Source organism: Streptomyces sp. 378 (genome assembly GCF_030124145.1).
Lineage (GTDB): Bacteria > Actinomycetota > Actinomycetes > Streptomycetales > Streptomycetaceae > Streptomyces.
Genome location: NZ_JASKMS010000011.1, coordinates 47301 through 71360 on the forward strand (window position 1 = coordinate 47301; position 24060 = coordinate 71360).

General features: G+C 72.3%; 29 protein-coding genes and 2 pseudogenes. 9 read left to right on the forward strand and 22 right to left on the reverse strand.

The features are described from left to right. Nucleotides 1-26 precede the first annotated feature (26 nt). The 6 genes and pseudogenes from dnaK to QNO09_RS17115 all read right to left on the reverse strand — a co-directional run bounded on the left by dnaK (nt 27) and on the right by QNO09_RS17115 (nt 6435). Nucleotides 27-1892: a molecular chaperone DnaK gene (dnaK, locus tag QNO09_RS17095; RefSeq protein ID WP_283971053.1), complete on the reverse strand. Its 1866-nt coding sequence runs from the start codon at nt 1890-1892 to the stop codon at nt 27-29. A gap of 63 nt (nt 1893-1955) precedes the next feature. Beyond that, on the reverse strand, nt 1956-2696 hold the full coding sequence (locus QNO09_RS17100; protein ID WP_283971054.1) for a glycerophosphodiester phosphodiesterase family protein: 741 nt from the start codon (nt 2694-2696) through the stop codon (nt 1956-1958). A 122-nt stretch (nt 2697-2818) separates the two neighbouring features. Then, a complete protein-coding gene (locus QNO09_RS17105) occupies nt 2819-3247 on the reverse strand; it encodes an OsmC family peroxiredoxin (RefSeq protein ID WP_283971055.1) in 429 nt (142 codons plus the stop codon). A 78-nt stretch (nt 3248-3325) separates the two neighbouring features. Continuing rightward, nucleotides 3326-3525 (reverse strand): annotated as a pseudogene (locus QNO09_RS39970) (DUF2201 family putative metallopeptidase); the annotation flags it as partial. A 321-nt stretch (nt 3526-3846) separates the two neighbouring features. Next, entirely contained in the window at nt 3847-5925 is a 2079-nt protein-coding gene (locus QNO09_RS17110) for a phage holin family protein (RefSeq protein WP_283971056.1), read from the reverse strand. A 108-nt stretch (nt 5926-6033) separates the two neighbouring features. Continuing rightward, nucleotides 6034-6435 carry a hypothetical protein gene (locus QNO09_RS17115; RefSeq protein WP_030843767.1) on the reverse strand — a complete coding sequence of 134 codons (402 nt, stop codon included), beginning with the start codon at nt 6433-6435 and terminating at the stop codon, nt 6034-6036. Between the two features lie 83 nt (nt 6436-6518). Between QNO09_RS17115 and QNO09_RS17120 the strand changes: the two genes are divergently transcribed. Beyond that, complete coding sequence (locus tag QNO09_RS17120) at nt 6519-7292, forward strand: MBL fold metallo-hydrolase (RefSeq protein ID WP_283971057.1); 774 nt, start codon at nt 6519-6521, stop codon at nt 7290-7292. Then, entirely contained in the window at nt 7289-7939 is a 651-nt protein-coding gene (locus tag QNO09_RS17125; protein ID WP_451523330.1) for a DedA family protein, read from the forward strand. The genes QNO09_RS17120 and QNO09_RS17125 overlap by 4 nt, the downstream gene beginning before the upstream one ends. Here the strand turns inward: QNO09_RS17125 and QNO09_RS17130 are convergent. The 4 genes from QNO09_RS17130 to QNO09_RS17145 form a co-directional block, all read right to left on the reverse strand. Further along, entirely contained in the window at nt 7887-9002 is a 1116-nt protein-coding gene (locus QNO09_RS17130; RefSeq protein WP_283971058.1) for an MBL fold metallo-hydrolase, read from the reverse strand. The two genes, QNO09_RS17125 and QNO09_RS17130, sit on opposite strands and share 53 nt — an antisense overlap. Continuing rightward, the gene (locus tag QNO09_RS17135; RefSeq protein ID WP_283971059.1) at nt 8999-10246 is read right to left on the reverse strand and encodes an aminotransferase class I/II-fold pyridoxal phosphate-dependent enzyme; all 1248 of its coding nucleotides are present in this window, start codon (nt 10244-10246) and stop codon (nt 8999-9001) included. The genes QNO09_RS17130 and QNO09_RS17135 overlap by 4 nt, the downstream gene beginning before the upstream one ends. 212 nt (nt 10247-10458) lie before the next feature. Further along, a complete protein-coding gene (locus tag QNO09_RS17140) occupies nt 10459-11148 on the reverse strand; it encodes a hypothetical protein (protein ID WP_283971060.1) in 690 nt (229 codons plus the stop codon). Nucleotides 11149-11274: 126 nt separating this feature from the next. Then, nucleotides 11275-12066, reverse strand: coding sequence for an RNA polymerase sigma factor SigF (locus tag QNO09_RS17145; protein ID WP_283971061.1), 792 nt, complete (start codon nt 12064-12066; stop codon nt 11275-11277). Nucleotides 12067-12519: 453 nt separating this feature from the next. Here QNO09_RS17145 and QNO09_RS17150 point away from each other — a divergent pair. After that, nucleotides 12520-12739 (forward strand): annotated as a pseudogene (locus tag QNO09_RS17150) (thiamine pyrophosphate-requiring protein); the annotation flags it as partial. Here the strand turns inward: QNO09_RS17150 and QNO09_RS17155 are convergent. Further along, a complete protein-coding gene (locus QNO09_RS17155) occupies nt 12696-12875 on the reverse strand; it encodes a hypothetical protein (protein WP_283971062.1) in 180 nt (59 codons plus the stop codon). The pseudogene QNO09_RS17150 and the gene QNO09_RS17155 overlap by 44 nt on opposite strands. Before the next feature lie 159 nt (nt 12876-13034). Between QNO09_RS17155 and QNO09_RS17160 the strand changes: the two genes are divergently transcribed. The 3 genes from QNO09_RS17160 to QNO09_RS17170 all read left to right on the forward strand — a co-directional run bounded on the left by QNO09_RS17160 (nt 13035) and on the right by QNO09_RS17170 (nt 14579). Continuing rightward, the gene (locus QNO09_RS17160) at nt 13035-13436 is read left to right on the forward strand and encodes a DUF2795 domain-containing protein (protein WP_283971063.1); all 402 of its coding nucleotides are present in this window, start codon (nt 13035-13037) and stop codon (nt 13434-13436) included. Between the two features lie 67 nt (nt 13437-13503). Then, nucleotides 13504-13935, forward strand: coding sequence for a CBS domain-containing protein (locus tag QNO09_RS17165; protein ID WP_283971064.1), 432 nt, complete (start codon nt 13504-13506; stop codon nt 13933-13935). 101 nt (nt 13936-14036) lie between these two features. Then, entirely contained in the window at nt 14037-14579 is a 543-nt protein-coding gene (locus QNO09_RS17170) for a type 1 glutamine amidotransferase domain-containing protein (RefSeq protein ID WP_283971065.1), read from the forward strand. Nucleotides 14580-14753: 174 nt separating this feature from the next. Here the strand turns inward: QNO09_RS17170 and QNO09_RS17175 are convergent, their stop codons facing one another. Then, nucleotides 14754-15092, reverse strand: a complete 339-nt coding sequence (locus QNO09_RS17175; RefSeq protein ID WP_283971066.1) for a DUF6158 family protein — start codon at nt 15090-15092, stop codon at nt 14754-14756. 12 nt (nt 15093-15104) lie between these two features. Between QNO09_RS17175 and QNO09_RS17180 the strand changes: the two genes are divergently transcribed. Then, complete coding sequence (locus tag QNO09_RS17180; protein WP_283971067.1) at nt 15105-16205, forward strand: baeRF2 domain-containing protein; 1101 nt, start codon at nt 15105-15107, stop codon at nt 16203-16205. Between the two features lie 19 nt (nt 16206-16224). Here QNO09_RS17180 and QNO09_RS17185 read toward each other — a convergent pair whose 3' ends face one another. Next, nucleotides 16225-17844, reverse strand: a complete 1620-nt coding sequence (locus QNO09_RS17185) for an ATP-binding cassette domain-containing protein (protein WP_283971068.1) — start codon at nt 17842-17844, stop codon at nt 16225-16227. 241 nt (nt 17845-18085) lie between these two features. Between QNO09_RS17185 and QNO09_RS17190 the strand changes: the two genes are divergently transcribed. Together QNO09_RS17190 and QNO09_RS17195 are read left to right on the forward strand one after the other, a co-directional pair. Beyond that, nucleotides 18086-18907, forward strand: coding sequence for a class I SAM-dependent methyltransferase (locus QNO09_RS17190; RefSeq protein ID WP_283971069.1), 822 nt, complete (start codon nt 18086-18088; stop codon nt 18905-18907). Nucleotides 18908-18949: 42 nt separating this feature from the next. Beyond that, nucleotides 18950-19120: a hydrophobic protein gene (locus QNO09_RS17195; RefSeq protein WP_248509498.1), complete on the forward strand. Its 171-nt coding sequence runs from the start codon at nt 18950-18952 to the stop codon at nt 19118-19120. Nucleotides 19121-19176: 56 nt separating this feature from the next. Here the strand turns inward: QNO09_RS17195 and QNO09_RS17200 are convergent, their stop codons facing one another. From QNO09_RS17200 to QNO09_RS17240, 9 genes are read right to left on the reverse strand one after another with little or no spacing between them, the layout of a single operon-like run. Next, nucleotides 19177-19440 (reverse strand): gas vesicle protein K, encoded by a 264-nt coding sequence (locus tag QNO09_RS17200; RefSeq protein ID WP_283971201.1) that lies wholly within the window; start codon nt 19438-19440, stop codon nt 19177-19179. A gap of 35 nt (nt 19441-19475) precedes the next feature. Further along, the gene (locus QNO09_RS17205; protein ID WP_003994122.1) at nt 19476-19664 is read right to left on the reverse strand and encodes a gas vesicle protein; all 189 of its coding nucleotides are present in this window, start codon (nt 19662-19664) and stop codon (nt 19476-19478) included. A 16-nt stretch (nt 19665-19680) separates the two neighbouring features. Beyond that, complete coding sequence (locus QNO09_RS17210) at nt 19681-20436, reverse strand: GvpL/GvpF family gas vesicle protein (protein WP_283971070.1); 756 nt, start codon at nt 20434-20436, stop codon at nt 19681-19683. After that, nucleotides 20433-20771 carry a gas vesicle protein gene (locus QNO09_RS17215; protein WP_283971071.1) on the reverse strand — a complete coding sequence of 113 codons (339 nt, stop codon included), beginning with the start codon at nt 20769-20771 and terminating at the stop codon, nt 20433-20435. The genes QNO09_RS17210 and QNO09_RS17215 overlap by 4 nt, the downstream gene beginning before the upstream one ends. Beyond that, entirely contained in the window at nt 20768-21901 is a 1134-nt protein-coding gene (locus QNO09_RS17220; RefSeq protein WP_283971072.1) for an SRPBCC family protein, read from the reverse strand. The genes QNO09_RS17215 and QNO09_RS17220 overlap by 4 nt, the downstream gene beginning before the upstream one ends. Next, the gene (locus QNO09_RS17225) at nt 21898-22551 is read right to left on the reverse strand and encodes a DNA primase (RefSeq protein ID WP_283971073.1); all 654 of its coding nucleotides are present in this window, start codon (nt 22549-22551) and stop codon (nt 21898-21900) included. Before QNO09_RS17225 ends, QNO09_RS17220 begins: the two co-directional genes overlap by 4 nt. Further along, nucleotides 22548-22811, reverse strand: a complete 264-nt coding sequence (locus QNO09_RS17230) for a gas vesicle protein GvpG (RefSeq protein WP_283971074.1) — start codon at nt 22809-22811, stop codon at nt 22548-22550. Before QNO09_RS17230 ends, QNO09_RS17225 begins: the two co-directional genes overlap by 4 nt. A gap of 4 nt (nt 22812-22815) precedes the next feature. After that, nucleotides 22816-23589, reverse strand: a complete 774-nt coding sequence (locus QNO09_RS17235) for a GvpL/GvpF family gas vesicle protein (protein WP_283971075.1) — start codon at nt 23587-23589, stop codon at nt 22816-22818. Next, a complete protein-coding gene (locus QNO09_RS17240; RefSeq protein WP_283971076.1) occupies nt 23586-24020 on the reverse strand; it encodes a gas vesicle structural protein GvpA in 435 nt (144 codons plus the stop codon). The genes QNO09_RS17235 and QNO09_RS17240 overlap by 4 nt, the downstream gene beginning before the upstream one ends. Nucleotides 24021-24060 lie beyond the last annotated feature (40 nt).

Below are 24060 nucleotides of genomic sequence, written 5' to 3' on the forward strand. Positions count from 1 at the left end.
CCGCTGGAGGCCGGCAGGGGGCAAGGCTAGGCGGTACCCCCCTTTTCGTCCCGGGCGTCCCGGTCCTCGTCCACGATCTCCGCGTCGACCACGCCCTCCTCGTCCCGCGGCGTGGCCGAGGGGCCCTCGGTGGGGGGCTGCTGGGTCTGTGCGTACATCGCCTGGCCCATCTTCTGGCTGACGGAGGCGAGTTTCTCGGCACCGGCGCGCAGGGCCGTGGTGTCGGCCTGCCGTTCCAGGTGCTCCTTCACCTCGGCGACGGCCGCCTCGACCTCTGACGTGGTGTCCGCCGGGATCCGGTCGCCGTTCTCGCGGAGGAAGCTCTCGGTCTGGTAGACGAGTTGCTCGGCCTGGTTGCGGGTCTCGGCGGCCTCGCGGCGCCCCCGGTCCTCCTCGGCGTACTGCTCGGCCTCGCGCATCATGCGGTCGATGTCGTCCTTGGGCAGGGCAGAGCCGCCGGTGACGGTCATCTTCTGCTCGCGGCCGGTCGCCAGGTCCTTCGCGGAGACGTGCATGATGCCGTTGGCGTCGATGTCGAACGCCACCTCGATCTGCGGCACACCGCGCGGCGCCGGCGGCAGGCCCGTCAGGTCGAAGACGCCGAGCTTCTTGTTGTACGCGGCGATCTCCCGCTCGCCCTGGTAGACCTGGATGCCGACCGAGGGCTGGTTGTCCACCGCCGTCGTGAAGATCTCCGAACGCCGTGTCGGGATGGTCGTGTTGCGCTCGATGAGCTTCGTCATGATGCCGCCCTTGGTCTCGATGCCGAGGGACAGCGGGGTGACGTCGAGCAGCAGCACGTCCTTGACGTCGCCGCGGATGACGCCCGCCTGGAGCGCGGCGCCGACGGCCACGACCTCGTCGGGGTTGACGCCCTTGTGCGGCTCCTTCCCCGTGAGTTCCTTGACCAGGTCGGTCACCGCGGGCATCCGGGTCGAGCCGCCGACGAGGATCACGTGGTCGATCGCCGACAGCTTCACGCCGGCGTCCTTGACCGCCTGGTGGAACGGGTTCTTGCAGCGGTCGAGCAGATCGGCGGTGAGCTCCTGGAACTGGGCCCGGGTCAGCTTCTCGTCGAGATGCAGGGGCCCTTCGGCGGAGGCCGTGATGTAGGGCAGGTTGATCGTCGTCTCGGTCGAGCTGGACAGCTCGATCTTGGCCCGCTCCGCGCCCTCGCGCAGCCGTTGCACGGCCATCTTGTCGCGCCCGAGATCGACGCCGTTCTGGCCCTTGAAGCGCTTGATCAGGTACTCGACGATCCGCTGGTCCCAGTCGTCGCCGCCGAGGTGCGTGTCGCCGTTGGTGGCCTTCACCTCGATGACGCCCTCGCCCATCTCCAGCAGCGACACGTCGAAGGTGCCGCCGCCGAGGTCGAAGACGAGCACCGTCTGGTCGTTCTCCTTGTCCAGGCCGTAGGCGAGGGCCGCGGCCGTCGGCTCGTTGATGATCCGCAGGACCTTCAGGCCCGCGACCTCACCGGCCTCCTTGGTCGCCTGCCGCTGGCTGTCGTCGAAGTAGGCGGGGACGGTGATCACCGCGTCGGTGACGTCCTCGCCGAGGTAGGACTCCGCGTCCCGCTTGAGCTTCTGCATCACCCGCGCGGACAGCTCCTGCGCCCGGTACCGGGTGCCGTCCACGTCGCCCTCGTCGGGGAAGCGCCAGTGCGCGTCACCCATGTACCGCTTGACCGAGCGGGCGGTGCGCTCCACGTTCGTCACGGCCTGCCGCTTGGCCACCTCCCCGACCAGCACCTCGCCGTTCTTGGCGAACGCCACGACCGAGGGTGTCGTTCTGGCACCCTCCGCGTTGGCGATGACGGTGGGCTCGCCGCCTTCCAGCACGGCGACCACCGAGTTCGTGGTTCCGAGGTCGATTCCGACCGCACGTCCCATCGCTGTCCCCTTCCGCCAGGGCGCTCTTCCCATTCTCCAGCACAAAACTTGAGTGCGCTGTTGTCAATGCCGCGAAGGGGTGATCGCCCCGCGCAGCGCCACGGCGTGCCGGGGGCGGTCCGTGACGAGCACGTCGACGCGCGGGTGGGCCAGGAAGGCCCGCATGAGGGTGTCGTCGTTGACGGTCCACACCAGGGTGAACAGGCCGTGCCGGGCCGCTTGGCGCAGCACGCCGGCCCGGGCCAGCCGCTGGTGCACGGCGACACCGTGGGCCCCGCAGGCCCGGATGCGCCGGACGGGGAAGAGCTCGCTCAGGCGCGTCCCGGGCAGCCGGGCGAGGGCCAGCTCCCCGCGGTCACGCCCCAGGGACAGGGCGGTGCGCACACCCGGGTGCCGCTGTGCGACGGCGGCGACGGACCGGTCCTCCAGCGTCGTCACGACGAGCCCGTCCACGCCGAGCAGGGCCACCGCCCGGTCGATCACCTCCCGCTCGTAACCGGTCTCCTTGAGGTCCAGGTGGGCCACGAGCCGCCCGGCGATCAGCGCCATGACCTCGTCCACGACGGGCACGGCGTATCCGGCCCGCTCGCACAGCTCGGCGTGGGTGAGCGCGGACAGCGGCGGCCCGGCGGGGCCGACCCGGGGGTCGTGGTAGACGACGAGGACCCCGTCCTCGGTTCGGCGGATGTCGAACTCGACGTACTCCGCACCGGAGTCGATCGCGTCCTCGTACGCCTCCCAGGTGGCCGGGCCGGCGCGCTCGGAGCCGCCCCGGTGGGCGGAGACGGCGGGGTGCGGCGTCAACGCGTTCCTTCCGGGCCGGCGGTTCGAGGCGTCTGATTCATACCCCGGCCCGGGGTGGTGAACCGACGACACCGCGCGGGCCGCCCTGGTGGGCGGACCCGCGCGGCGGGAGGTGCGGTGGGTCAGGCGAGCTTGGCGGTCAGCGTGATCGGGGTGGCCTTGAGGGCCTGGCTGACCGGGCAGCCGACCTTGGCCTCGTCGGCGGCGGCCTGGAAGGCCGCCTCGTCGATGCCGGGGACGGTGCCCTCGACGGTGAGGTGGATGCCGGTGATGCCCTCACCGGGCTGGAAGGAGACGTCGGCCGAGGTGATGAGCTTGGTGGGCGGCGTCCCGGCCTTGTTGAGGATGTTGGAGAAAGCCATGGAGAAGCAGCTGGAATGGGCGGCTGCGATCAGCTCCTCGGGGCTGGTCTTGCCGTTCGCCTCCTCGGCGCGCGAGGCCCACGTCACCGGCTGCTCGCCGATGGCGCCGGAGGAGTCGAAGGTGACGACACCGCTGCCCTCGAGCAGGTTGCCTTCCCAGACCGTGTGTGCGGAGCGCGTGGTAGCCACGAGTTCTTCCTTTCGCATGCGGACTCGCGTGCGGGCCCGTCACCGGGCCCCGTGTCCCCCATCCGATCACACTACGGCTCAACGCACGCACAGGACCGGTCCTCTGGCGGTGAACGGCAGCCGCGCTCGCTGCGGGATCGGGTACGCGTGGCGGCGCGCGGGACGTCGCCCCTGCCGTCGATGACGACCAGGACGGACGGGACAGGCGGGACAGGCGGGACGGACGGGCCGGTGATCCCGGTGACGGGCGGGCAGCCGGCGTCGTGCGGGGCCGCGTCACCGGACCCGGCGGGTCGGCGGCATGCCCCCGGGCCGGGCCCGATGCGGGGCGCGTACGGGGAGGCCCGGCCGCGAAGGCGCCGCGGCCCCCGGGCCCTCGCAGCGCCGCGCGCTCCACGCCGCCTCCTCCGGCGCTACGGCACCGAGGCCCCGGCGGTGCACGACCTGCCCGACGGGCGGCCCGGCGTCCAGGTGTGGCTCAGCGTCCTCGGCACGGTGCGGCGGGCGCCTCGCAGGGCGCCGCCGCCACTCCTCGGGCGGTACGCGGCGTCCGGCGCGCGAGCGGTGCGCGGGTACGGCCCGGTGGGCGCGGCCGATGTTCAGGCGGCGCGCTCCTCCTCGGTGGCCTCCAGCGGCACCTGCGGTCCGTTCGACTCGCGCAGCCAGCGCCGCAGCACCCGGTGCACGTGCTCGGCGCCCACGAGTTCCTCGCCCTCGGCGACCGGTGGGGTCAGGCCGAGCGGCGACAGCAGGAAGGGCTTGCCCTGGGCGCCGCCCAGGCCACCGTGGGAGCCGATCTGCTCCTCGAAGGCCAGGACTTCGCCGTCGGCCGGGTCGTGGACGGAGTTGACCATGATGTCGGCGGTGTGCGGGAACGCGTGCGTACGGCGGACCGCTTCGGCGGCGCCCGGCCCGAACGGGGCGAGCGGGCCGGGGTTGTCGTCGAGGTCGGCCAGCGGGATCTCGGCGCCGTACGCGCCGAGGACGACGCCGCCGTGCTTCTCGCTGCGGACCAGCAGGAATCCGATGCCGGGATGGTTGGCGAGGGTCGGCAGCAGCGCGGGGTGGCGGGCGTCGATCTCCTCCTTGCTCATCCGGTGCGTGACGTCCGGGAAGCAGACCAGGCCGAGGTTGCCGGAGGCCAGCACGATCGGCTCCGCGCTGCGCCCGGGACGATGCTGTTCACCGGCCTCCTCCACGGGGATGCGCAGCGCGGCGCGGACGGCGGCGCGGGCCTCCGCACCGCTGCGGGTGCGCTGCGCCCTCCGCGGTACGGGCAGGCCGCAGCCGGCCCGCACCAGGTCGCCGAGCGGGAGGCCGTAGCGGGAGCGGAAGGTCTCGCCGGGGCTCTGGCCGTGGTCGGACAGCACGACGATCCGGTAAGGGCGCGGGGCGTGCTCGGCGACGTTCTCGATCAGGGCGAGGCAGCGGTCGAGGCGTTCGAGGACCTTCTGCGCGTCGCGGCTCGCCGGGCCGGAGTGGTGGGCGACCTCGTCGTAGGCCACGAGGTCGGCGTAGACGGCGGTGCGGCCGACGAGCATGTCGCCCGTCACCGCGGCGACGACGACGTCCCGCTCGACGACGGTCGCGAAGGCCCGGACCAGGGGGTAGAGGCCGCCGCGGGCGACGCGGGGGCGCTGCTTGCGCAGGCGCGCCCGGGTGGACTGGCCGATCTCCCGGCCCACCTCGGCGACGAAGGAGAGCGCGGTGCGCACGGCGTTGGCGGGGTCGGAGAAGTAGGCGAAGTAGCCGTCGCGGGAGCGGTTCTCGCGGCTGCGGCGGCGGGCGGCGATGGACAGCACGAGGGCCTGCTGGTCGGCGCCGCCGCTGAAGAGGTTGCCGCGGCTGGCGCCGTCGACGGTGAGCAGCCCGCCGTGCCCCGCGTACTCGACGGCGCGGCGCTGGAGTTGCACGGCGCTGGTGGGGCGGTTGCAGACGACCACCTCGCGGGTGTCCTTCTCGTACCAGCGGAAGGCGGGGACGTCGTGGTTGCTGCCGTGCAGGATGCCGAGCTGGCTGGCGCCGGTCTGGCTGGACCAGTCGGTGCGCCAGGGGGTGAGGCGGTGGGTGGGGCGGCCGCCGGCGCCCAGGTCGAGCCAGCGGGCGACGGTGGGCATCAGGCCCCTGCCGACCGCGTCGAGCAGCGTGTCGTGACCGACGCCGTCCAACTGGATGAAGACCGTGCCCGGGGTGGCGGGGCAGGGCGGTCCGGACCGGCGGCGGCGACGGTCGGAGAGGCGGTACAGCCTGCGGCGGTAGGCGTCGTCGTCCCGCACGGCCAGTGCGGCGCCGGTCGCGGACGCCACGGCGGACATCACGGCGGCGACGACGACGGCGGTCTCCGGCTCGGCGGCGCCCCGCTCGGCCGGGTTGAGGTTCAGGGCGAGCAGCAGCAGGGCGCCGTTGAGGAAGAACACCAGCAGCCCCAGCACGAGCGCCGGTACCAGGAGCAGGAGCCTGACGAGCAGCGGCCACACCACGGCCGACAGCAGACCGAAGACGCCGGCGCCGAAGGCCGCCGTGACGGCGATGTCGGTGGCACTGTCGCCGTTCTCCGAGCGGAGGCGGAATTCCGGGAGGATCCCGGCGAGTACGAGCATGGTGAGGGTGGAGACCGCCCACACGGCGACGCTCCGCCCCACCTGACTGGCGATCCGCCGCCATCGCACGCCCCGCACGCCTCGTCACCTCACGTCCCTCGCCCGCGACCGCCGCGGACCCTCCCCGACAGTTTCCCCACGCCCGGTCGGGTCTTCCCGTCCCCGGGCCGCACCCGGTGAGAGACGTCAGCGCCCGTCGTAGCCGGCCGTCGGCATCGACAGCCGCCGGTGCACGCACGCCTTCATCGCGGCGTCGTACGCCGGTTCCGCATGCCCCACGGTCTCGACGCGTACACCCCGCCGCGCACACTCGGCGGTGAACTCCTCGACGGAGGCGAGCGCGCTCTCCAGTACGCGGCGGCTGGGGGCGACGAACAGATCGAGGCCGGGCCGGACGCCGTCCCACAGCGCGCCGTGGTCGGGCCGCAGCCCACGGACGAGCAACTCCCGGCTGACCACGTAGCCCCGCTCGGCGGCCCAGCGGGCACACATCGCGTGCTGACTGCGGGAGTCGACGAGGAACGGATCGTCGTCCAGCTCCTCCAGCGGCGTCAGACTCGCGATCGCCGTGACCCGCACCGGCACCATGGCGTCCCCCTCACCTCCGGTTTCGCCGCCGACCCTACTCCTGCACGTAGGCTTCGGGGGAGTCGCGCGAAGGAGGCAAAGGAGTGCCGGTGGAGATCACCTGGTGGGGTCACGCCACTTGCACCGTCGAGGACTCGAACGTGCGCGTGCTCACGGACCCCCTGTTCGCGCGCCGGCTCGCACATCTGCGCCGCCGGCGCGGGGCCCTGCCGCCTCCGGGCGCCCCGCACGCGGACGTGGCGCTGGTCTCCCATCTGCACGCCGACCATCTGCATGTGCCGTCGCTGAGGCGACTCGCGCCGGGCACGCGCCTGCTCGTGCCCCGGGGCGCGCGCCGGGCGGTGCCGGGACTGCGCCGGCTCACACACCTGCGGGTGAGCGAGGTCGCCCCCGGGGACGAGACCCCGGTCGGCGACATCGTCGTACGGGCCGTGCCCGCGCTGCACGACGGGCGGCGGCTGCCGTTCGGGCCGCACCGCTCCCCCGCCCTCGGCTACGTCATAGCCGGTGAGGCCCGCACCTACTTCGCGGGGGACACCGGCCTGTTCGACGAGATGGCCAAGGAGGTCGGGCCGGTCGAGGTGGCGCTGCTGCCGGTGGGCGGCTGGGGGCCGTGCCTGGGCGAGGGGCACCTGGACGCGGGCCGGGCGGCACAGGCGCTGGAACGGCTGGCGCCGCGCAGTGCGGTGCCGGTGCACTACGGCACCTACTGGCCGATCGGCATGGACGCCGTGCGCCCCCACGAGTTCCACGCGCCGGGGGACGAGTTCGTCCGGCTGGCGGCCCGGCACGCGCCGGCCGTGGCGGTGCACCGGCTCGGGCACGGGGAGAGCGTGCGCCTGGAGGGCGCGCGGTGAGCTGGCCCGCGCCCTGGGCGCTCGCGGTGCCGGCCGTGACACCGGTGTCCCTGGTGTCGGAGGCCACGCAGCAGGCGATCGGATATCCGACGCTCTTCCTGCTGGTGCTGGCCGGGGCGCTGGTGCCGGTGATCCCGACGGGGGCGCTGGTCAGTTCGGCGGCGGTGGTCGCCATGCACCGGACGGCGCCGTTCTCCCTGGCGATGGTGTTCGTGACGGCGTCGCTGGCGGCGTTCCTGGGCGATGCGGCGCTGTACTGGCTGGGGCGGCGCGGACTGAAGTCGAAGAACGGGTCGCGGTGGCTGGAGGCGCTCCGGTCACGGGCGTCGGAGGGCCGGCTGGAGCAGGCGCAGGAGAAGCTCGCCGCGCACGGAGTCGCCGTGCTGGTGCTGTCGCGGCTGGTGCCGGCGGGACGCATCCCGGTGATGCTGGCCTGCCTGCTGGCCCGGTGGCCGATACGGAGGTTCTCCCGGGGGAACCTGCCGGCCTGTCTGGCCTGGGCCGTGACGTATCAGCTCATCGGGATACTCGGCGGGTCGCTGTTCGCCGAGCCGTGGCAGGGCGTGGTGGCGGCGATCGCACTGACCCTGCTGATCAGCGTGGTGCCGACGGTGGTGCGGTGGGTGCGCGGCTTCCCGCGCTCCTGAGGGTCACCCCGGACAGCACGCGTGAGGCGCCCACGGGCATGTCCCACAGGTTCTCCCGGGGCAGCCCCGCCTTCTCCCAGGCCGCTCGCACACGCGTCAACGGTTCCATCACCGGCTCCGCCGACAGCACGAACGTCGCCCAGTGCATGGGGGCCATCCGGCTCGCGCCCAGGTCCTGGGCCGCGCGGACCGCCTCCTCCGGGTCGCAGTGGACGTCTCTGAGCCACCAGCGGGGGTCGTAGGCGCCGATGGGCAGCAGCGCCAGGTCGATGCCGGGGTAGCAGCGGCCGATGCGCGAGAACCAGTGCCCGTAGCCCGTGTCGCCCGCGAAGTAGACGCGTCGGCCGTCCCGGTCGGTGAGGACCCAACCGCCCCACAGGCTGCGGCAGGTGTCGGTCAGGCTGCGCTTGGACCAGTGGTGGGACGGGACGAAGTCGAAGCGGACGCCGTCCAGTTCGGCCGTCTCCCACCAGTCGAGCTCCGTCACGCGGGTGAACCGGCGGCGGTGGAACCAGCGGGCGAGCCCGGCCGGGACGAACACCGGGGTGTCGCGCGGGAGGCGGCGCAGGGTGGGGGCGTCCAGGTGGTCGTAGTGGTTGTGGCTGATGACGACGGCGTCGACGCGCGGCAAGTCCTCCCAGGGGACACCCACGGGGGTGATCCGGGCCGGGGTGCCGAGGATGCGGCGGGACCACACGGGGTCGGTGAGGACGGTCAGCCCGCCGATGCGCAGCACCCAACTGGCGTGTCCCGCCCAGGTGACGGCGACGGTGCGGGCGTCGACGCGGGGCAGCGGGGCCGGGGCGTAGGGCAGCCGGGGAATGTCGGCGAGGCCCTCGGGGCCCGGTTTCACCGCGCCCTCGCGGGCGAAGCGGGCCATGGCCTTCAGACCCGGCAGCGGCGCGGTCAGCCGGTCGTGGAAGGTGCGCGGCCACACCCGCCGCTCGGCCGGTGGGCGGGGTTCGGCCAGGGGCGGGCAGGGCGGCGCGAGGGGCGACGGGAGCGCGGGTTCGTCGGACTCCTGGGTGGTCGTGCCGGTGGTCGACTGGGACTGCTGCGTCATCGAGGAGGCTCCCATCGCTGAGCTTCGTCGCGGAGATCGTCGAAGACCGATTTCAGTTGGATCAACGCGCGGTGCACGTGCGGCAGTTCCAACGGCGTGGGTGAAGTGAGGCATTCCGCGCGTTCGGTGTCGGAACCGGCCACCAGTGCGCCGGTGGAAAGCCGCACGCGCGGGGCTTCGAGGTCGTCGCCGAAGCGGTGCCCGCCCGGGGCGGGCATACCGAGGCGCGCGGTGAGGAAGTCCTCCAGTTCCTGTGCGTCGCCGACGCCGTGCGCGTCCAGCGCGGGCCGCAGCGGGGCCAGGTCCACGTACAGGTGGCGGCCTGAGCGCGGGGGACGGGCGAGGGCGCCCGCGGCGACGACGACGGAGTGCGCCTCGGCGGCCAGGAGCGCGTGCAGGCGCACGGTGCGCGCCACGCGCGCGGTGACCGGTTCCGGTTCGCCGAGGGCGTGCGCGGCCGCCGCGGCGACGGGCGCGGCGACGCGGGCGTCGAGGGCGGTGAGGACGTCGAGCACGCGCGCGTGCAGGCCGTCACCCTCCTCGCCGGACGGGAAGCGGGCCACGGCGGCCGGCCAGCCGGGCGGGAGCAGGGCGCCTGCCAGGTCGGTGACGACGGTGACCCGGTCGGGGACCATCTCGGCGGGGCTGAGCAGCACGGTGTCGTGCGGGTCGTGCAGGGTGTCGCGCCAGGTCTCGTCGCTGACCAGGTGCAGGCCGGCCCCCTGGGCGGCCTCGACGGTCTCGTGGAGCAGCTCGGGCGGGGCGACGGTCCCGGTGGGGTCGTCGGCGACCGACAGCACGAGCAGCCGCGGGTCGCCGCCCTCGGCGCGGACCCGGCGCACGGTCTCCAGCAGCGCGTACGGGTCGGGAACGCCGCCGCTCTCCGGCGGGGTCGGCACCTGGAAGGCGGGGCGGCCCAGCAGGCGCGCGTACGGCGCCCACCAGGCGGCGCAGGGTCTCGGTACGAGGACGTCGCCGCCGAGCGCCGCGGTCAGTGCGAGCAGCAGCGCGGGCGAGCCCGGGGCGGCGGCCACCCGGTCCGGGCGGCAGTGCAGTCCGCGCCGGTCCCAGTAGCCGCAGGCGGCCTCACGCAGGGCCTGACTGCCGCCGACCGGCTCATGGTCGCCCCCGGACGCCGCCGCGGCGAGTACCGCGGACAGCTCGGGCAGGACGGGCAGTCCGTCCTCGGGCAGCGGCGGCCCGAACCGGACGGGGCCGTGACCTTCCGGGGCCGTCCGCCGCATCCGTACCTCCGCAGTGCCTGGTACCGCCGTGTCATGTCGCCCTCAGCGCGTGCCCCGTCCGCTGCCCGGTGCCCCGTACGGTGCGGCTCGTGCCCTCGGCCTCCGAGTACCCAGAGTGCCGCCGCCCCAAGGGCCCCGGCAGAGTCGTGACGGTCACAGCATGAGCGGGCCCTGACCGGGGAAGCCGGGTCCCTCCGGAGCGGTGGGGCGGGTCAGCGGCAGGGATCGTGCTCCCGATGACGCAGCCGGTGCGCGGCGGCTCCGAGCGCCCCCGCGATCAGCACTCCGCCCGCGATCAGGGCCGGCACGGAGTCGGTGAAGGCGCCACCGTCCCCGGCCCGCACCCCGCGTTCGATCACCGCCGCGCCGCACTCGGTGGAGTGCGGTGCGCGGTGGTGGGTGGGCTCGGGGCAGGGCTGGTGAGTGCGGTGGTGTGTGGGGTGGTGTGTGGGCTCGTGCGACGGCTCGTGGGGCCCCGAGCCGTGCGTCACGGTGAACGTCGCGCTCCACGGCTCACCCTCGCCGCCGGGAGGGGCCGGGCAGGTGCCGTCGACGGTCCAGGCGGAGTCCTCGCCCTCGGCGTCCGGATCGCCCTCGAAGTTCTCGGCGGAGGCGATGCGGGCCGTGCCCCGGTAGGCCGGGCCGGACACCGCGTCGTCGTTGCCGGTGACCCGGCGCAGCGGCACCATGCCCTCGTCGAAGGCCTGCGAGGTGGCGTCGATGGTGTCGGGCGGCGGCCCGTCGGTCGGATCACAGCTGACCGAGACGGTGAGCGTGTCCCCGGGCCGGACGGTGGCGGGGCTGACCTCGGCGGCCGGTTCGGCGAAGACCGCCGGCGCGAAGCCCAGCAGGGCCGAACCGGCCAGGGCGGCGACGGACAGGGCGTGCAGGCTGCGGCGCATCGAGGGGACTCCTTCGGTAGTCATACCCCTCTGCCATGACAGCCAGGCCGTTGTGCGGTGGCGCGCGGCGAGGCCCCATTGGCGGGACAGGGCCACTCGACCGGGTGAAAGTGGCGGGGCCCGGCGTCAGGCCAGGTCTCGCATGACCTGCTCCCGCACCCGGCCGCAGCACCGGCTGATCAGCCGGGACACGTGCATCTGCGAGATCCCCAGCTCCTCGGCGATCCGGCTCTGCGTCATGTCGTCGAAGAACCGCATGTACAGGATCGTCCGCTCCCGCTCCGGCAGCGCCGCCAGCCGGGCCTTGACGGACTCGCGGTCGACGACGGTGTCCAGGGCGGGATCGGCGGACCCGAGCGCGTCGCCCAGGGAGTATCCGTCCTCGCTGCCGGACAGCTCCGCGTCCAGGGACAGTGCCGTGAAGCTCTCCAGCGCTTCCTGACCGGCCCGGACGTCCTCCTCGCTCAGGTTCGTGTGCTCGGCGATCTCGGCCACGGTGGGGCGGCGGCCCGGGATGGTCTGGGACAGGTCCTGGCCGGCGACACGCACGCGGTTGCGCAGGTCCTGGACGCGGCGGGGTACGTGCAGGGTCCACATGTGGTCCCGGAAGTGCCGCTTGATCTCGCCCGTGATCGTCGGCACGGCGTAGCTCTCGAAGGCGTGGCCGCGCTCGGGGTCGAACCGGTCGACGGCCTTGACCAGGCCGAGGGCCGCGACCTGACGCAGGTCCTCGGCGCTCTCGCCGCGGCTGCGGAAGCGTCCGGCGAGTCGGTCCGCCATGGGCAGCCAGGCCTCGACGATCTCGTCGCGGAGCGCGTCGCGCTGCGGGCCGTCGGGCATCGAGGCGAGCCTGCGGAAGGCCTCGGCGGTGTCGGGGGCGTCGTGGTGGGGGTGCCGCTTCGCGCTGGTTCGGGGCATGATGCGTCGCATTCGCTGGAAAGTGCTCTGGTCGGACGGTCACCGCGGAAACGCGTCCGCTGTCGGACGGGGCCTCGGTGCGGCGCGCGGCGCCGCTTCCACGGGCGTGCCTCCTGTCCGAAGCACTGGGGAGCGCCTGCCCCCGGCCACGCCACGCAAACCCGAGGCGTTCTTCGCCGTCGCGCAGCGTGACGCGTACCGCCGGCCCCGTCCCCCTGCGTGCGGCAGGCCGTTCATGAGCACCCGAGGTCGCCGACCATGTCCCGCGGAGGCTGCGTGAGTGGAGGGGGGAGCAGGTCTTCGGCCATCCCGGTGACGGCATCGACGGGACGGCCGACTCGCCGCGGGGGGCAGGGTCGAGAAGGAGCCGCGTTTCGTGCATTTCGCGGCACGAGGAGCCCGGAGACGGCCGCTGAACTCGGCATGGCCGACCGCCCTGGAACGCGGCCATGGGTGGAGGCGGCCCGGCGGACCGCGCTGGAGAAGGACGGCCCCGCGGTGTGGGAGTCCCCGGCCCGATCCGGCTGTCCCACCGATCCCACCGCACGCCACCTGGGATCAGATGGAGGCGACCGCCGCATCGACCCTCAAGGGCGACGCGGACCGGGGATCGATGGTCGAGCGGGGTTTCAGGGCGAAGGTGCGGGAGTTCCTGCCGGGGCCGGAGAAGCGGCAGCGGCCCCGGGAGGCACGCCGGCCGGTTCACGCCGGCCGGCGTCCTCCTGCGGCAGCAGCATCTCCTCGTAACGCCCCAGCACCAGCACCACTCCGAGCGTGAGCAGCGGGATGAGCACAGCGAGCATCGCCATGACGGGTCCTTCCCCAGAGAGGTGTGGGGGGTGCGATCCGGGTCTCCCGCGGGGCGTGGCGCAAACCAGCGGGGACGGCGGCGATCGGGGCGGCGGACCCTGTGTCGGCTCCCGGTGTTCGGGTACGCGGTGCGGGCCCCCGAACGTCTGGAGGGAGACATGCAGCGAGGCAGCGACCGGCTGAGCGTCCACCGGGACGACGAGATGAAACACGAACTCCAGGGTCTGCTCAGGTCCGGGCATCCCACGCGCAGCGAGGAGTGGCACGACCCGGAACCGGCCGCCGAGGACGACCCCGAGGTCGCCCACGGGCCGGTGACGCCGAGCCGCGCGCCGACGTCTCTCGAGTCGGTGCGACTGGAGCTGGCGCGGATCCTGGGCCGTAGGGCGTTCCCCGCGAGCCCGCGCGAGCTGGCCCGCGCGTTGCGCGGCCACCAGGCGCCCGACGCCTTGGTGGAGTCCTTGGAGGGGCTGCCGCGCCAGGAGCGCTACGGCAATGTCCAGGAACTGGCGCAGGCCCTGATCCGGGCCCGTGAGGCCGGGCCGCGGGAGTACGCGTAGGGACCGTGCCGGGGCATCGCGATGCCACCGCGGTGCCCCCACTGGGAACGGAGGGGAGGCCCGAGTGATGGCCGAGAAGGTCAAGGACGTGATGACAGCGGGTGTGGTCGCCGTGCGCCCGGACGCCTCGCTCGTCGAGGCGGCGCAGTTGATGCGCACGCAGAACATCGGCGACGTGGTGGTGGCCGACGGGCAGGACGTGATCGGCGTACTCACCGACCGTGACATCACGGTGCGGGCCATCGCCGAGGGCACCGACCCGATGACGGTCAGCGCGCAGGCCGTGTGCACGAGGAATCCGGTGACGGTGACGCCCGAGGACCGGTTGGCGACCGCCGTGGCACTGATGCGCGAGCACGCGGTGCGCCGGCTGCCGGTGGTGGAGAACGGGCTGCCGGTCGGGGTGGTGAGCCTGGGCGACGTGGCCGAGGTGGAGGATCCCGCGTCGGCGCTCGCCGACATCAGCCGGGCCGAGCCGGACACCCGGGGCGATGCCTGAGCACACGCGGGAAGAACGAGAAGCAGAAGGACGAGAACGACGCGTGGAGTGACGCTGCGCGCTTGAGTGCCGCATCACTCCCGGAAAGGACACCGAACATCATGCGTATCGCGTTTCTGGTCGCGCCCGAGGGCGTCGAGCAGGTCGAGCTGACCGATCCGTGGCAGGCCGCGAAGGACGCGGGGCACGAGCCCGTGCTGGTGTCGACGCAGCAGGGCGAGATCCAGGCCTTCAACCACCTCGACAAGGCGGACACGTTCACCGTGGACGAGGTCGTCGGCGACACCTCGCCGGACTCCTTCGGTGCGCTCGTGCTGCCGGGCGGCGTCGCCAACCCGGACTTCCTGCGGATGGACGACAAGGCCGTCGCGTTCGTCCGGGACTTCTTCGAGCAGGGCCGCCCCGTGGCCGCGATCTGCCACGCGCCGTGGACGCTGGTCGAGGCGGACGTCGTACGCGGCCGGGAGCTCACGTCGTGGCCGAGCCTGCAGACGGACATCCGCAACGCGGGCGGCACCTGGGTCGACAAGCAGGTCACGGTCTGTGACCACGGGGCGAACAAGCTGGTCACCAGCCGCAAGCCGGACGATCTGAAGGCGTTCTGCGAGACCTTCCTCGACGTCTTCGCACAGCAGGCCGCCTGATCAGGCCGCCTGACTCGGCACCGGCGCCCGGAAGCGGCGGTAGCCGGCCCGGTCCACCGAGCAGGGCGTCGTGACGCCCGCCGGGCAAGGTGCCGTGACGGCGCAGCTGACCTTGGTCGGCGCCGGTGAGATTGTCTCGTGCCGGTCCCGCTCCGGCCGGGTCCTTGGAGGGGCTCAGGTGCCGGGGGTGGTGGGGGTCGCGGACTCCCCGCTCCCCCGCTCCCGGGCCCCTTCGCGTGTGCGGCCCGCGGCCACCGGGCGGCGCGGGTTGCGGCGCAGGTACTCGCCCTCCAGTTGCGCCATGCGCTCGTTGTGGGCGCGCAGCGCGTCGTTCGAGCCGTACAGCAGTGTGTCGTGGCGCGTGCGGTGGATGGTCTCCAGCTCTTTCATGAGCTGCTGGTCGTCCAGCCGGTCAGGGTCCACTCCGGTCATCGTGTCGCCCCGCTCGTCGTGTTCGTCTGCGCGGTCCGGGTACCCGCCCCCGGAGCAAGTGAGCACTGCCCCGAGCGGCATCCGGGAGGAACTATGGATCTCGCCCTTCTGCACCCACTGTACGAACACCCCGGGCCTTGGGCCTCCGTGTACGTCGACACCTCGCGTCACACGGAGGGCACTCCCCACGAGCGGGAGCTGACGGCCCAGGCGATGGCCCGGGAGCTGGCCGCGCAGGGGGCGGACGAGGCGACATGCCGTGCGGTGCGGAGCGCGATCGAGGATTTGCGGCACTCGTCCGAACCGCACGGCAGGGCCCTGTTCGCCCGTGCCGGTGAGGTCGTTCTCGACCCGCCGCTGGTGCGTCCCCCGCAGGGCGGCGACTGGGCCGAATGGGCGCCGCTGCCCAGGGTCGCGCCCCTGCTGGAGCTGGCCGGCGAGGACCCGGTGTGCGTGGTGGCGTACGTCGACCGCAAGGGCGCGGACTTCGAGCTGCGCAGCGCGCTGGGCCGGGAGGACGCCGGGAGCGTCACCGGGCGGCAGTGGCCGGTGCACCGGACGAGCACCGCGGACTGGTCCGAGCGGCATTTCCAGCTGCGGGTGGAGAACACCTGGGAGCACAACGCGGCGGAGATCGCCGACGCACTGGCCGTGTGCCAGGAGGAGACCAAGGCCGACCTGCTGATTCTCGTCGGAGACGACCGGGAGCGGCGGTCCGTGCACGAGCGGCTGCCCAAGCGGCTGCACGACCTGGTGGTCGAGGCGCCGCACGGCACCGGCAGCCGGCTCCTGGACGAGGATGTGGAGCGGGCCCGGGCCGAGCACGTGGGGCGGCAGGCGGAGGCGGAGCTGGAGCGCTTCCGCGCCGCCCGCACCCCGGACGACGAGGGCCGGACCGGGGCTGTCGAGGGCGTGCCCGCGCTGGTCGAGGCGGCCCGGGAGCACCGTATCGACGAGCTGCTGATCAGGGTCGACGGCCCGGACGCGCACCGCGAGGTGTGGATCGGGGAGGATCCCGATCAGCTCGCGGTGCGCCGGACGGATCTGAAGATCCTCGGCGAGCAGCACGCGTGGCCCGCCCGGGCCGACGACGCGCTGATCCGTTCCGCGGTGGCCACGGACGCTCCCGCGCTGTCGGTGTCGGAGCGGGAGGTCCCCCTGGGCGGCCTGGGGGCGCTGCTGCGCTGGAAGTGAACCGGAGCGGGCCCGGGCCCTAACGGGCCCGTTCCACCCTGCGTTCGTCCCACACCGGGTCCGGGGTCTCCCGGACCCGGCCGTCACTGCCGAAGACCAGGAAACGGTCGAAGGAGCGGGCGAACCAGCGGTCGTGGGTGACCGCGAGGACCGTCCCGTCGAAGGCCTCCAGGCCCTCCTGGAGCGCCTCGGCGGACTCCAGGTCCAGGTTGTCGGTCGGCTCGTCCAGCAGCAGCGCCGTCACGCCCTGGAGTTCCAGCAGGAGGATCTGGAACCGGGCCTGCTGGCCGCCGGAGAGGCGCTCGAACGTCTGCTCCGCCTGGTGGGTGAGTTCGTAGCGGCGCAGCCGGGACATGGCGGCTCCGCGGTCCTGTGCGTGTTCCTTCCACAGGATGTCGAGGAGCGTGCGGCCCTCCAGCTCCGGATGCGCGTGCGTCTGCGCGAAGTGCCCGGGCACGACCCGCGCGCCCAGCTTCCACTCCCCCGTGTGCGCCACGTCGTCGCCGGCGAGCAGGCGCAGGAAGTGCGACTTGCCGGAGCCGTTGGAGCCGAGCACGGCGACGCGCTCGCCGTAGAAGACCTCCAGGTCGAAGGGCTTCATCAGGCCGGTGAGCTCCAGGTTCGCGCAGGTGACGGCCCGGACGCCGGTGCGGCCGCCCTTGATCCGCATCCTGATGTCCTGCTCGCGCGGCGGCTCCGGGGGCGGTCCGGCCTCCTCGAACTTGCGCAGACGGGTCTGCGCGGCCGCGTAACGGGAGGCCATCTCATGGCTGACGGCTGCGGCCTGACGCAGATTCAGCACGAGCTTCTTCAGCTGGGCGTGCTTCTCGTCCCACCGCCTGCGCAGCTCCTCGAAGCGGGCGAAGCGCTCGCGCCGGGCGTCGTGGAAGGTGGCGAAACCGCCGCCGTGCACCCAGGCGTCGGCACCGGCGGGGCCGGGCTCCAGGGAGATGATGCGCTGGGCGGCGCGGGCGAGGAGTTCGCGGTCGTGGGAGACGAAGAGAACCGTCTTGCGGGTCTCCTTCAGCCGTTCCTCCAGCCACCGCTTGCCGGGGACGTCGAGGTAGTTGTCGGGCTCGTCCAGGAGCAGCACCTCGTCGGTGCCGCGCAGCAGCGCCTCGAGGACGAGCCGCTTCTGCTCGCCGCCGGACAGGGTGCGGACCTCCCGGAACTGCGCCTTGTCGTAGGGCACCCCCAGCGCGGCCGTCGTGCACATGTCCCACAGCGTCTCGGCCTCGTAGCCGCGGGCCTCGGCCCAGTCGGCGAGGGACTGCGCGTACTTCAGCTGGGCGGCCTCGTCGTCGACGGTCATGATGGCGTGCTCGGCGGCGTCCACGGCGCGGGCCGCCTCGCGGATACGGGGCGTCGCCACGGACACCAGCAGGTCCCGCACGGTCGTCTCGTCGCGTACGGATCCGACGAACTGCCGCATGACCCCGAGCCCGCCGCCGACGACCACGGACCCGCCGTGCGGTTTGAGCTCACCGGCGAGCATCCGCAGCAGGGTGGTCTTCCCGGCGCCGTTGGGCCCCACGAGGGCTACGACGGCCCCGTCGCCCACCCGGAACGAGACATCACCGAGCAGCGCCCTTCCGTCAGGCAGGTAGTACTCCAGATGCGCGGCTTCGAGGTGACCCATGGGGCCGATTCTGTGGGGGCGCGGGTGCCCGGGGCAAACCGGTTTCGGGCCGATGGCCATCCACCTCGAACCCGTCCTCCCCCACCTCGGCGAAGAGATCCTCGTGCATGAGGTGGACCTGGCGCGGATTGCATATCCCTGACATACCGTCAGTCCATACTTCAGGATGCGGGTCTCACTATGCGGCGTTCCCGCGTACGGTGATCTCACGCCGACCCGACCGGAAGGGGTGGGATCCGCCATGCCGGAACCCAGGGAGACCGCCGTCTACACCCACGGGCACCACGAGTCCGTGCTGCGCTCGCACGCCTGGCGGACGGCCGCGAACTCGGCCGCGTACCTGCTGCCCTCGCTCACGCCCCACATGAAGATCCTGGACGTCGGCTGCGGACCGGGCACGATCACCGCCGATCTGGCCGAGCTCGTGCCCGACGGACAGGTCACGGGGGTCGACCGGGCGCCGGAGATCCTGGAGCAGGCGCGTGCCACGGCGGCCGGGCGAGGGCTGGCCAACATCGACTTCGCGGTCGCCGACGTGCACGCCCTGGACTACCCGGACGACACGTTCTGCGTGGTCCACGCCCACCAGGTGCTCCAGCACGTGGGCGATCCGGTGCGAGCGCTGCGCGAGATGCGGCGGGTCGTCAGGCCGGGCGGCCTGGTCGCCGTGCGGGACGCGGACTACGCGGCCATGACCTGGTATCCGGCGTCCGAGGGGCTCGACACCTGGCTGGACCTCTACCGTCGGGTCGCCCGCGCCAACGGTGGCGAACCGGACGCCGGGCGCCGGCTGAAGGCCTGGGCCCTGCGGGCCGGGCTCAGGGACGTCACGGCGAGCTCCGGCACCTGGACCTTCGCGACGCCGCAGGAGCGGGCGTGGTGGAGCGGGCTGTGGGCCGATCGCACCCTGGCGTCGGCGTACGCGGACCGGGCCGTCGAGGGCGGACACACCGACGAGGCGGGGCTGAGGGCCGCGGCCGAGGCCTGGCGGGAGTGGGGCGCCCGGGAGGACGGCTGGTTCAGCGTCCTGCACGGAGAAATTATCTGCCGCAAGGAAGCCTGAAACGCCATTTTCGGGACACTCTGAAAGCAGGAGGTTCTTATTATGGTTCCCATCCTGCTGGTGCTGCTTCTGGTTTTGATTCTTTTCGGCGCCGGATTCGCAGTGGAAATTCTCTGGTGGATCGCACTCGCGGTTCTCGTCCTGTGGCTGCTGGGATTCTTCGTCCGCGGCACGTCGGCATCCGGCGGCAGGGGCCGTTGGTACAGGTGGTGAATGTGCACGCGCTTCCCCGGCCCTGACTCGCTCAGGGCCGGGGAAGCGCGTGTGCGTCATTCCCGCGGAAGCAGCGGTCCGAGCGGCCCGAGGTCCAGGTTGAGGTCCTCGGGCCGCAGTCCGTAGCGGTCGCGCAGCTCCGTCATCCGCTCGTCGAGCAGCATGAGCGTGAGCCCGATCCGCTCCTCCTGCTCCTCGCTCAGATCCCCCACGTCGAACCGCCGCACCGCTTGGCGCTCCATGAGCTGACGCAACAGCTCCACCACCGTCAGCACGAGTTTGACCAGGTCACGCTCGACGGTATCGGGCTCCAGATCCATCCGGTTGGAGCGCGGCCGGGGGTGGTCGGGCGGGGTCACAGCAACTCCTCGAACGGTGAGGGCACCTGGGCGTTCACCGAGCTGATGAGCGCGTTGAGGTCGATACGGACGAGGTCGACGTCGGCGATGCGCAGTGTGATGTCCCCCGTGATCACGACTCCGCCGGCCAGCAGCCGGTCGAGCAGGTCCACGAGGGCGACCTCACGGCGTTCCACTACGGTCACGTCTTCGCTCCGTCGTTCATGTGGTCTCCCCGGCGAACGAGTAGGCAGCCCAGGGGCCGGTGAGTTCGACGCGCATTCCGGGCACCTGTCCCTTCGTGCGGTCCACCAGTTCCACGAACTCCTCGGAATGCGCACGCGGAACGAGATAGGCGGCGTTCAGCACGTTCCGCCCGGTCGCCTTGGACAGTGCGGGGTTCTGCGGGGGGTGCAGCCGGGAATCCTCCGCGAATGCGGAGAGTTCTTCGTGCAGCCGCGTCGCGAAGGCCTCCGCCTTCTGCCACATCTCCTCGTGGGACCGGGTCTGCATACGCCGCTGTCGCAGATAGTCCCGGCCCGAGGTGGCCTTCTGCGGGGGCCCGGCGCTCTCCTGTGCTTCGGACTCCGCGTACACCTTCACGCCCCACTCGACCCGGCCCTCCAGCCGGTCGAGGGTGCGCAGGAAGTCCTCCTCACGCGCCTCCATCATCATGCGGACGCCGCTGTCGTCGTGGAAGACGGTGCCGAGCCGCAGCGGCAGCGGGGTCGTGACCGTGGTGAGTGCGTCGATGACGCCCTGGTGGGCACGGGCGGTCTCGGTGAGCCAGTCCAGGTCCTCCAGATGGCGCCGGAGCGGCTCCTCGGCGAAATCCCGCTCCGGCACGTGACTCACCACGGCCACCAGGCCGCGGTGAGTCAGTGCCCTGGGCGGGTCGCCGGCCACGCCCGTCAACTGGGCCTGGAGCGGTGTGCCGAAGGGGCGGCAGACGGCGTAGACGTACCGCAGTCCGGTCACGGTGCCTCCCTCTTGTCCGCGTGGCCGAGCTCCAGTTCCTCCAGCCGGGCCAGCCTCTCGCGCAACTCGGCGTTCTCACGGGTCAGTTCGTCACGGCGGGCCCGTGAGCTCAGCGCCGGGTCCGTCTCCCACCAGTCGATGCCCATCTCCTTCGCCTTGTCGACCGAGGCGACGATCAACCGCAGTTTGATCGTGAGGAGTTCGATGTCGAGCAGGTTGATCCGGATGTCGCCCGCGATGACGATGCCCTTGTCCAGCACCCTCTCGAGAATGTCGGCGAGGTTGGCACCGCCTCCCTGGCCGTAGGGCTCGGGCATCCTGCTGGGCGTCGTCATCGCCGGCTCCCTGCCTCGACTTCCTCGTCCTCGTACTCCTCGTCCTCGTACTCGCCCTCGGGCTCTTCCTCCTTGGGCTCTTCCTCCTCCTCGGGCAGTTCCTCGCCTTCGGCTTCCTCGTCGTACTCGGCCTCGGAGTCGTCCTCTTGCTCGCCCTCGGGCTCCAGTTCGCCTTCCTCTTCCGGCTCGTCCACGTCGTACTCGTCCTCGGCCTCTTCGCCCTCGGGGCGCTCGTCCTCGGACTCCTCCTCGGACTCCTCCTCGGCGAGCGCGTCCTCGTGGCTGCGGACGACCTCGCCGTCTCTGATCTCACCGCGCCAGCCGTCCTCCGCCTCGCCCTTGATCGTGATGAAGCGGACGAAGTTCTTGAGATCGAGCCGGGCCCGGCGGCCCTGAGCGCGCCAGATGTTGCCGGTCTTCTCGAAGAGGCCGGAGGGGTAGTACTCGATGACGAGCAGGACGCGGGTGAGGTTGTCGGTGAGCCGGTGGAAGGAGACGACGCCCTTCGTGGTGCCCTTGGCGCCCTCGGAGGTCCAGGCGATGCGGTCGTCGGGGACCTGCTCGGTCGTCTTCGCCTTCCAGCTGCGGTTGGACCACCAGATCTTCGTCTGCCAGTCGGAGTGGGTGTCGTCGTCGCGGCTCGCGCTCTTGACGCCCTTTGCGAAGGTGCTGAAGTCCTGGTACTGGGTCCACTGGTCGTACGCGGTGCGCAGCGGCACACCGACATCGATGTGCTCGATGATGACGGTGGGCTTGTTGCCGGAACGGCCCTTGCCCTTCCCCTTGCCGCCCAGGCCCTTGAAGGCACCTGTGACCTTGTCCTTGAGGCGAGAGCCGCCGACTTCCATCGCGGAGCGCAGGGGGCCCTTGCCCTCCGCGATCTTGCGGCCGCCGTCGAGAGCGAGCTTGGCGAAACCGGGGCTGTTGCCCTCGGCGATGTCGTTCAGTTTGCCGGTGGTCTCGCCGAGCTTGCGGCCGACGCCGGTCAGCATGCGCGTGGCCTGGGCGGCGAGGTACTCCTGCAGTTCGGCCTTCAGCCGGTCCGCGGCCTCGCTGTGGGCCAGGTCGGTGAGCGGGTTCTTCGCCGCTCCGTCGGCGGCGGACTTCGCCGAGCCGAGAGTGTCGCTCATCCCTCACCGCCTCCCTTCGGCAGTCGGGAGCGTGCGCTGCCGCCTCTGCTCCCGGAGGTCGCCTTCTTGGCGGCCGTGCTCTTCGCCGCCGTCTTGCGGCCGGCCGCGGTCTTCTTCGCGGGGGCCTTCTTGGCGGTCTTCTTGGCGGGAGCCTTCTTGGCCGGCGCCTTCTTGGCGGCCCTCTTGGCCTTCGGCTCCTCCTCCTCTTCCTCAGGGCCGGAGTCCTCGGGCTCGTCCGCCTCGGGCTCCTCGTCCTCGCGGGCTTCGGAGTCCTCGGGCTCTTCGTCCTCGTACTCGGCGTCCTCGGCGTCGTCGTCCTTGCCGCCGGGCGCCACGCCCGACAGCTGGTCGCGCACCTGTGCGGTACGGCCGTGCAGTCGGTCGGCGAGGGCGTCGAGCTGCCGCTCGACCATGGCGCCGGAGGCGGCCTTGCCGACACCGCGCAGGTCCTGGCGCAGTTGGTCGCCGATCTCCTTGAACTGCGGGTTGTCCCGCAACTGCTGCTGGAGCAGATCCGCGACCATGCGCGGGCTCAGGTTCAGCTTCTTCCCGGCGACCAGCCCACCGACGGCCATCGCCATCTTCAGTTTCTTGGTCCGTCCCAGGAGGTATCCGGCCCCTATGGCGAGACCCAGTCCCGTTCGGTTCATGGTGTTGTCCCGTTGCCTGTTCCCGCGCTGCCGCGCGAAGCGATCTCCAACCGGTCGAGGAGATCGTCCTCGAGACGGTCGAACTCCTCCTCCGTGATCTCTCCGGCCTCCATCTGCTCCTCAAGGCGGGCCAGTTCGGCCCGGATCGTGGCGGGGTCGTAGTAGATCCGCTCGGCCTCCTGGACTACCTGCTTGATGGCCCAGGCGCTGCCGCGTACCGGTGCGAACGGCAGCAGCAGCACCTCAGAGATCAGGCCCACGTCATCACCCCGCTCCGGTGTCCGTTCCGCTCGCCACCGTGCCCGCGGGCTCGACCGGGCCGGGCTCGACGAAGCTGTACGGCGGCAGCGGGCCGTTGACCCGCACCTCCAGGTGCGGCATGTCCTTGCGGACCTGCTCGACCGCGGCCAGGAAGGACTCGGCCGAATCCCTGTCCACCAGGAACGACACATTGGCCAGCCAGCCGGTGGACTCCGGGCCCACGCTCATGTCGTCGGCGGCCCCTTCCAGGGCGCGCCGCACCGCGGCGCCGTCGTCCGACTCCTTGGCCTTGACCGCGGCGGCGACCATCTCGCCGAGCCGGATCTTGTCGTCGTAACTGCCGCCGCCGGCCTGCCGGTTGGCCTCCGCGAGCCCGCGAATGTCGGGGCTCTCGGCCATCACCTGGTGCAGGACGGCCTCTTCGACGTGGTTGGCCTTGACGTTGTACTCGACCCGGTTGTCCAGCGCCCGCAGCCGCTCCTTGTAGTGCTCGGCGCGCTCGGCGAGCACCGCGGTGATGGAGTTGTCGTCCGGAGCGACACTGCCGAACCGCATGGGCAGCACGCACCCGGCCGCACCGGCCTCGCTGAGCACGTTCTGGTGGGCGAGCAGTTCCTTCCGCTTGGGCCGCAGCCCGTCGGGCGCCTCACTGACGACCGCCGCGAGGTCACCTTCGCGCAGGATGCGCACCGGGCGCGGCGGGTCGCCGACGCCACTCATGCCCTCGGGCAGCCCGGGGTGCGAACCGGCGGCGATGCCGTAGACGTACGTGCTCACTCCTGCTCCTCCTTACGGCGGGACGACGTGCTCTTGCGGGCTCGCGGACGAGACTCGGTCTCCCGCTCGGAGTCTTCGCTCCGCCCCTGCTTGAAGGCGTCGGAGATGGTCTCGGCGGCACCGGACAGCGCCCCCTTCGACTTGCCGCGGGCGCCGGACTCGGTCATCTCGCCGACCAGATCGGGCAGGCCCGGGTCCTTGCGCGGCCCGGCCTCCAGGTCGAGCCGGTTGCACGCCTCGGCGAAGCGGAGGTAGGTGTCGACGCTGGCGACGACGACGCGGACGTCGATCTTGAGGATCTCGATGCCGACCAGGGAGACACGCACGAATGCGTCGATGACGAGCCCCCTGTCCAGGACGAGCTCAAGCACGTCATAGAGACCGCTGCTGCCGCCTCCGCCGCCGGACTGCTGTGCCGGTACGACTGTCATGCGGGGTGTTCCTCCTCGTGTGTGTGGGTGCGGGTCCGGT

Excerpts from the sequence above, each read along its gene's own strand:
- dnaK (WP_283971053.1), bottom strand. The coding sequence starts at position 1,892 with ATGGGACGTGCGGTCGGAATCGACCTCGGAACCACGAACTCGGTGGTC.
- QNO09_RS17115 (WP_030843767.1), bottom strand. The coding sequence starts at position 6,435 with ATGGTGCCGGTGCGGGTCACGGCGATCGCGAGTCTGACGCCGCTGGAG.
- QNO09_RS17130 (WP_283971058.1), bottom strand. The coding sequence starts at position 9,002 with ATGACGCAGCAGTCCCAGTCGACCACCGGCACGACCACCCAGGAGTCC.
- QNO09_RS17135 (WP_283971059.1), bottom strand. The coding sequence starts at position 10,246 with ATGCGGCGGACGGCCCCGGAAGGTCACGGCCCCGTCCGGTTCGGGCCG.
- QNO09_RS17140 (WP_283971060.1), bottom strand. The coding sequence starts at position 11,148 with ATGCGCCGCAGCCTGCACGCCCTGTCCGTCGCCGCCCTGGCCGGTTCG.
- QNO09_RS17145 (WP_283971061.1), bottom strand. The coding sequence starts at position 12,066 with ATGCCCCGAACCAGCGCGAAGCGGCACCCCCACCACGACGCCCCCGAC.
- QNO09_RS17155 (WP_283971062.1), bottom strand. The coding sequence starts at position 12,875 with ATGGCGATGCTCGCTGTGCTCATCCCGCTGCTCACGCTCGGAGTGGTG.
- QNO09_RS17160 (WP_283971063.1), top strand. The coding sequence starts at position 13,035 with ATGCAGCGAGGCAGCGACCGGCTGAGCGTCCACCGGGACGACGAGATG.
- QNO09_RS17165 (WP_283971064.1), top strand. The coding sequence starts at position 13,504 with ATGGCCGAGAAGGTCAAGGACGTGATGACAGCGGGTGTGGTCGCCGTG.
- QNO09_RS17170 (WP_283971065.1), top strand. The coding sequence starts at position 14,037 with ATGCGTATCGCGTTTCTGGTCGCGCCCGAGGGCGTCGAGCAGGTCGAG.
- QNO09_RS17175 (WP_283971066.1), bottom strand. The coding sequence starts at position 15,092 with ATGCCGCTCGGGGCAGTGCTCACTTGCTCCGGGGGCGGGTACCCGGAC.
- QNO09_RS17180 (WP_283971067.1), top strand. The coding sequence starts at position 15,105 with ATGGATCTCGCCCTTCTGCACCCACTGTACGAACACCCCGGGCCTTGG.
- QNO09_RS17185 (WP_283971068.1), bottom strand. The coding sequence starts at position 17,844 with ATGGGTCACCTCGAAGCCGCGCATCTGGAGTACTACCTGCCTGACGGA.
- QNO09_RS17190 (WP_283971069.1), top strand. The coding sequence starts at position 18,086 with ATGCCGGAACCCAGGGAGACCGCCGTCTACACCCACGGGCACCACGAG.
- QNO09_RS17195 (WP_248509498.1), top strand. The coding sequence starts at position 18,950 with ATGGTTCCCATCCTGCTGGTGCTGCTTCTGGTTTTGATTCTTTTCGGC.
- QNO09_RS17200 (WP_283971201.1), bottom strand. The coding sequence starts at position 19,440 with ATGGATCTGGAGCCCGATACCGTCGAGCGTGACCTGGTCAAACTCGTG.
- QNO09_RS17215 (WP_283971071.1), bottom strand. The coding sequence starts at position 20,771 with ATGACGACGCCCAGCAGGATGCCCGAGCCCTACGGCCAGGGAGGCGGT.
- QNO09_RS17220 (WP_283971072.1), bottom strand. The coding sequence starts at position 21,901 with ATGAGCGACACTCTCGGCTCGGCGAAGTCCGCCGCCGACGGAGCGGCG.
- QNO09_RS17225 (WP_283971073.1), bottom strand. The coding sequence starts at position 22,551 with ATGAACCGAACGGGACTGGGTCTCGCCATAGGGGCCGGATACCTCCTG.
- QNO09_RS17240 (WP_283971076.1), bottom strand. The coding sequence starts at position 24,020 with ATGACAGTCGTACCGGCACAGCAGTCCGGCGGCGGAGGCGGCAGCAGC.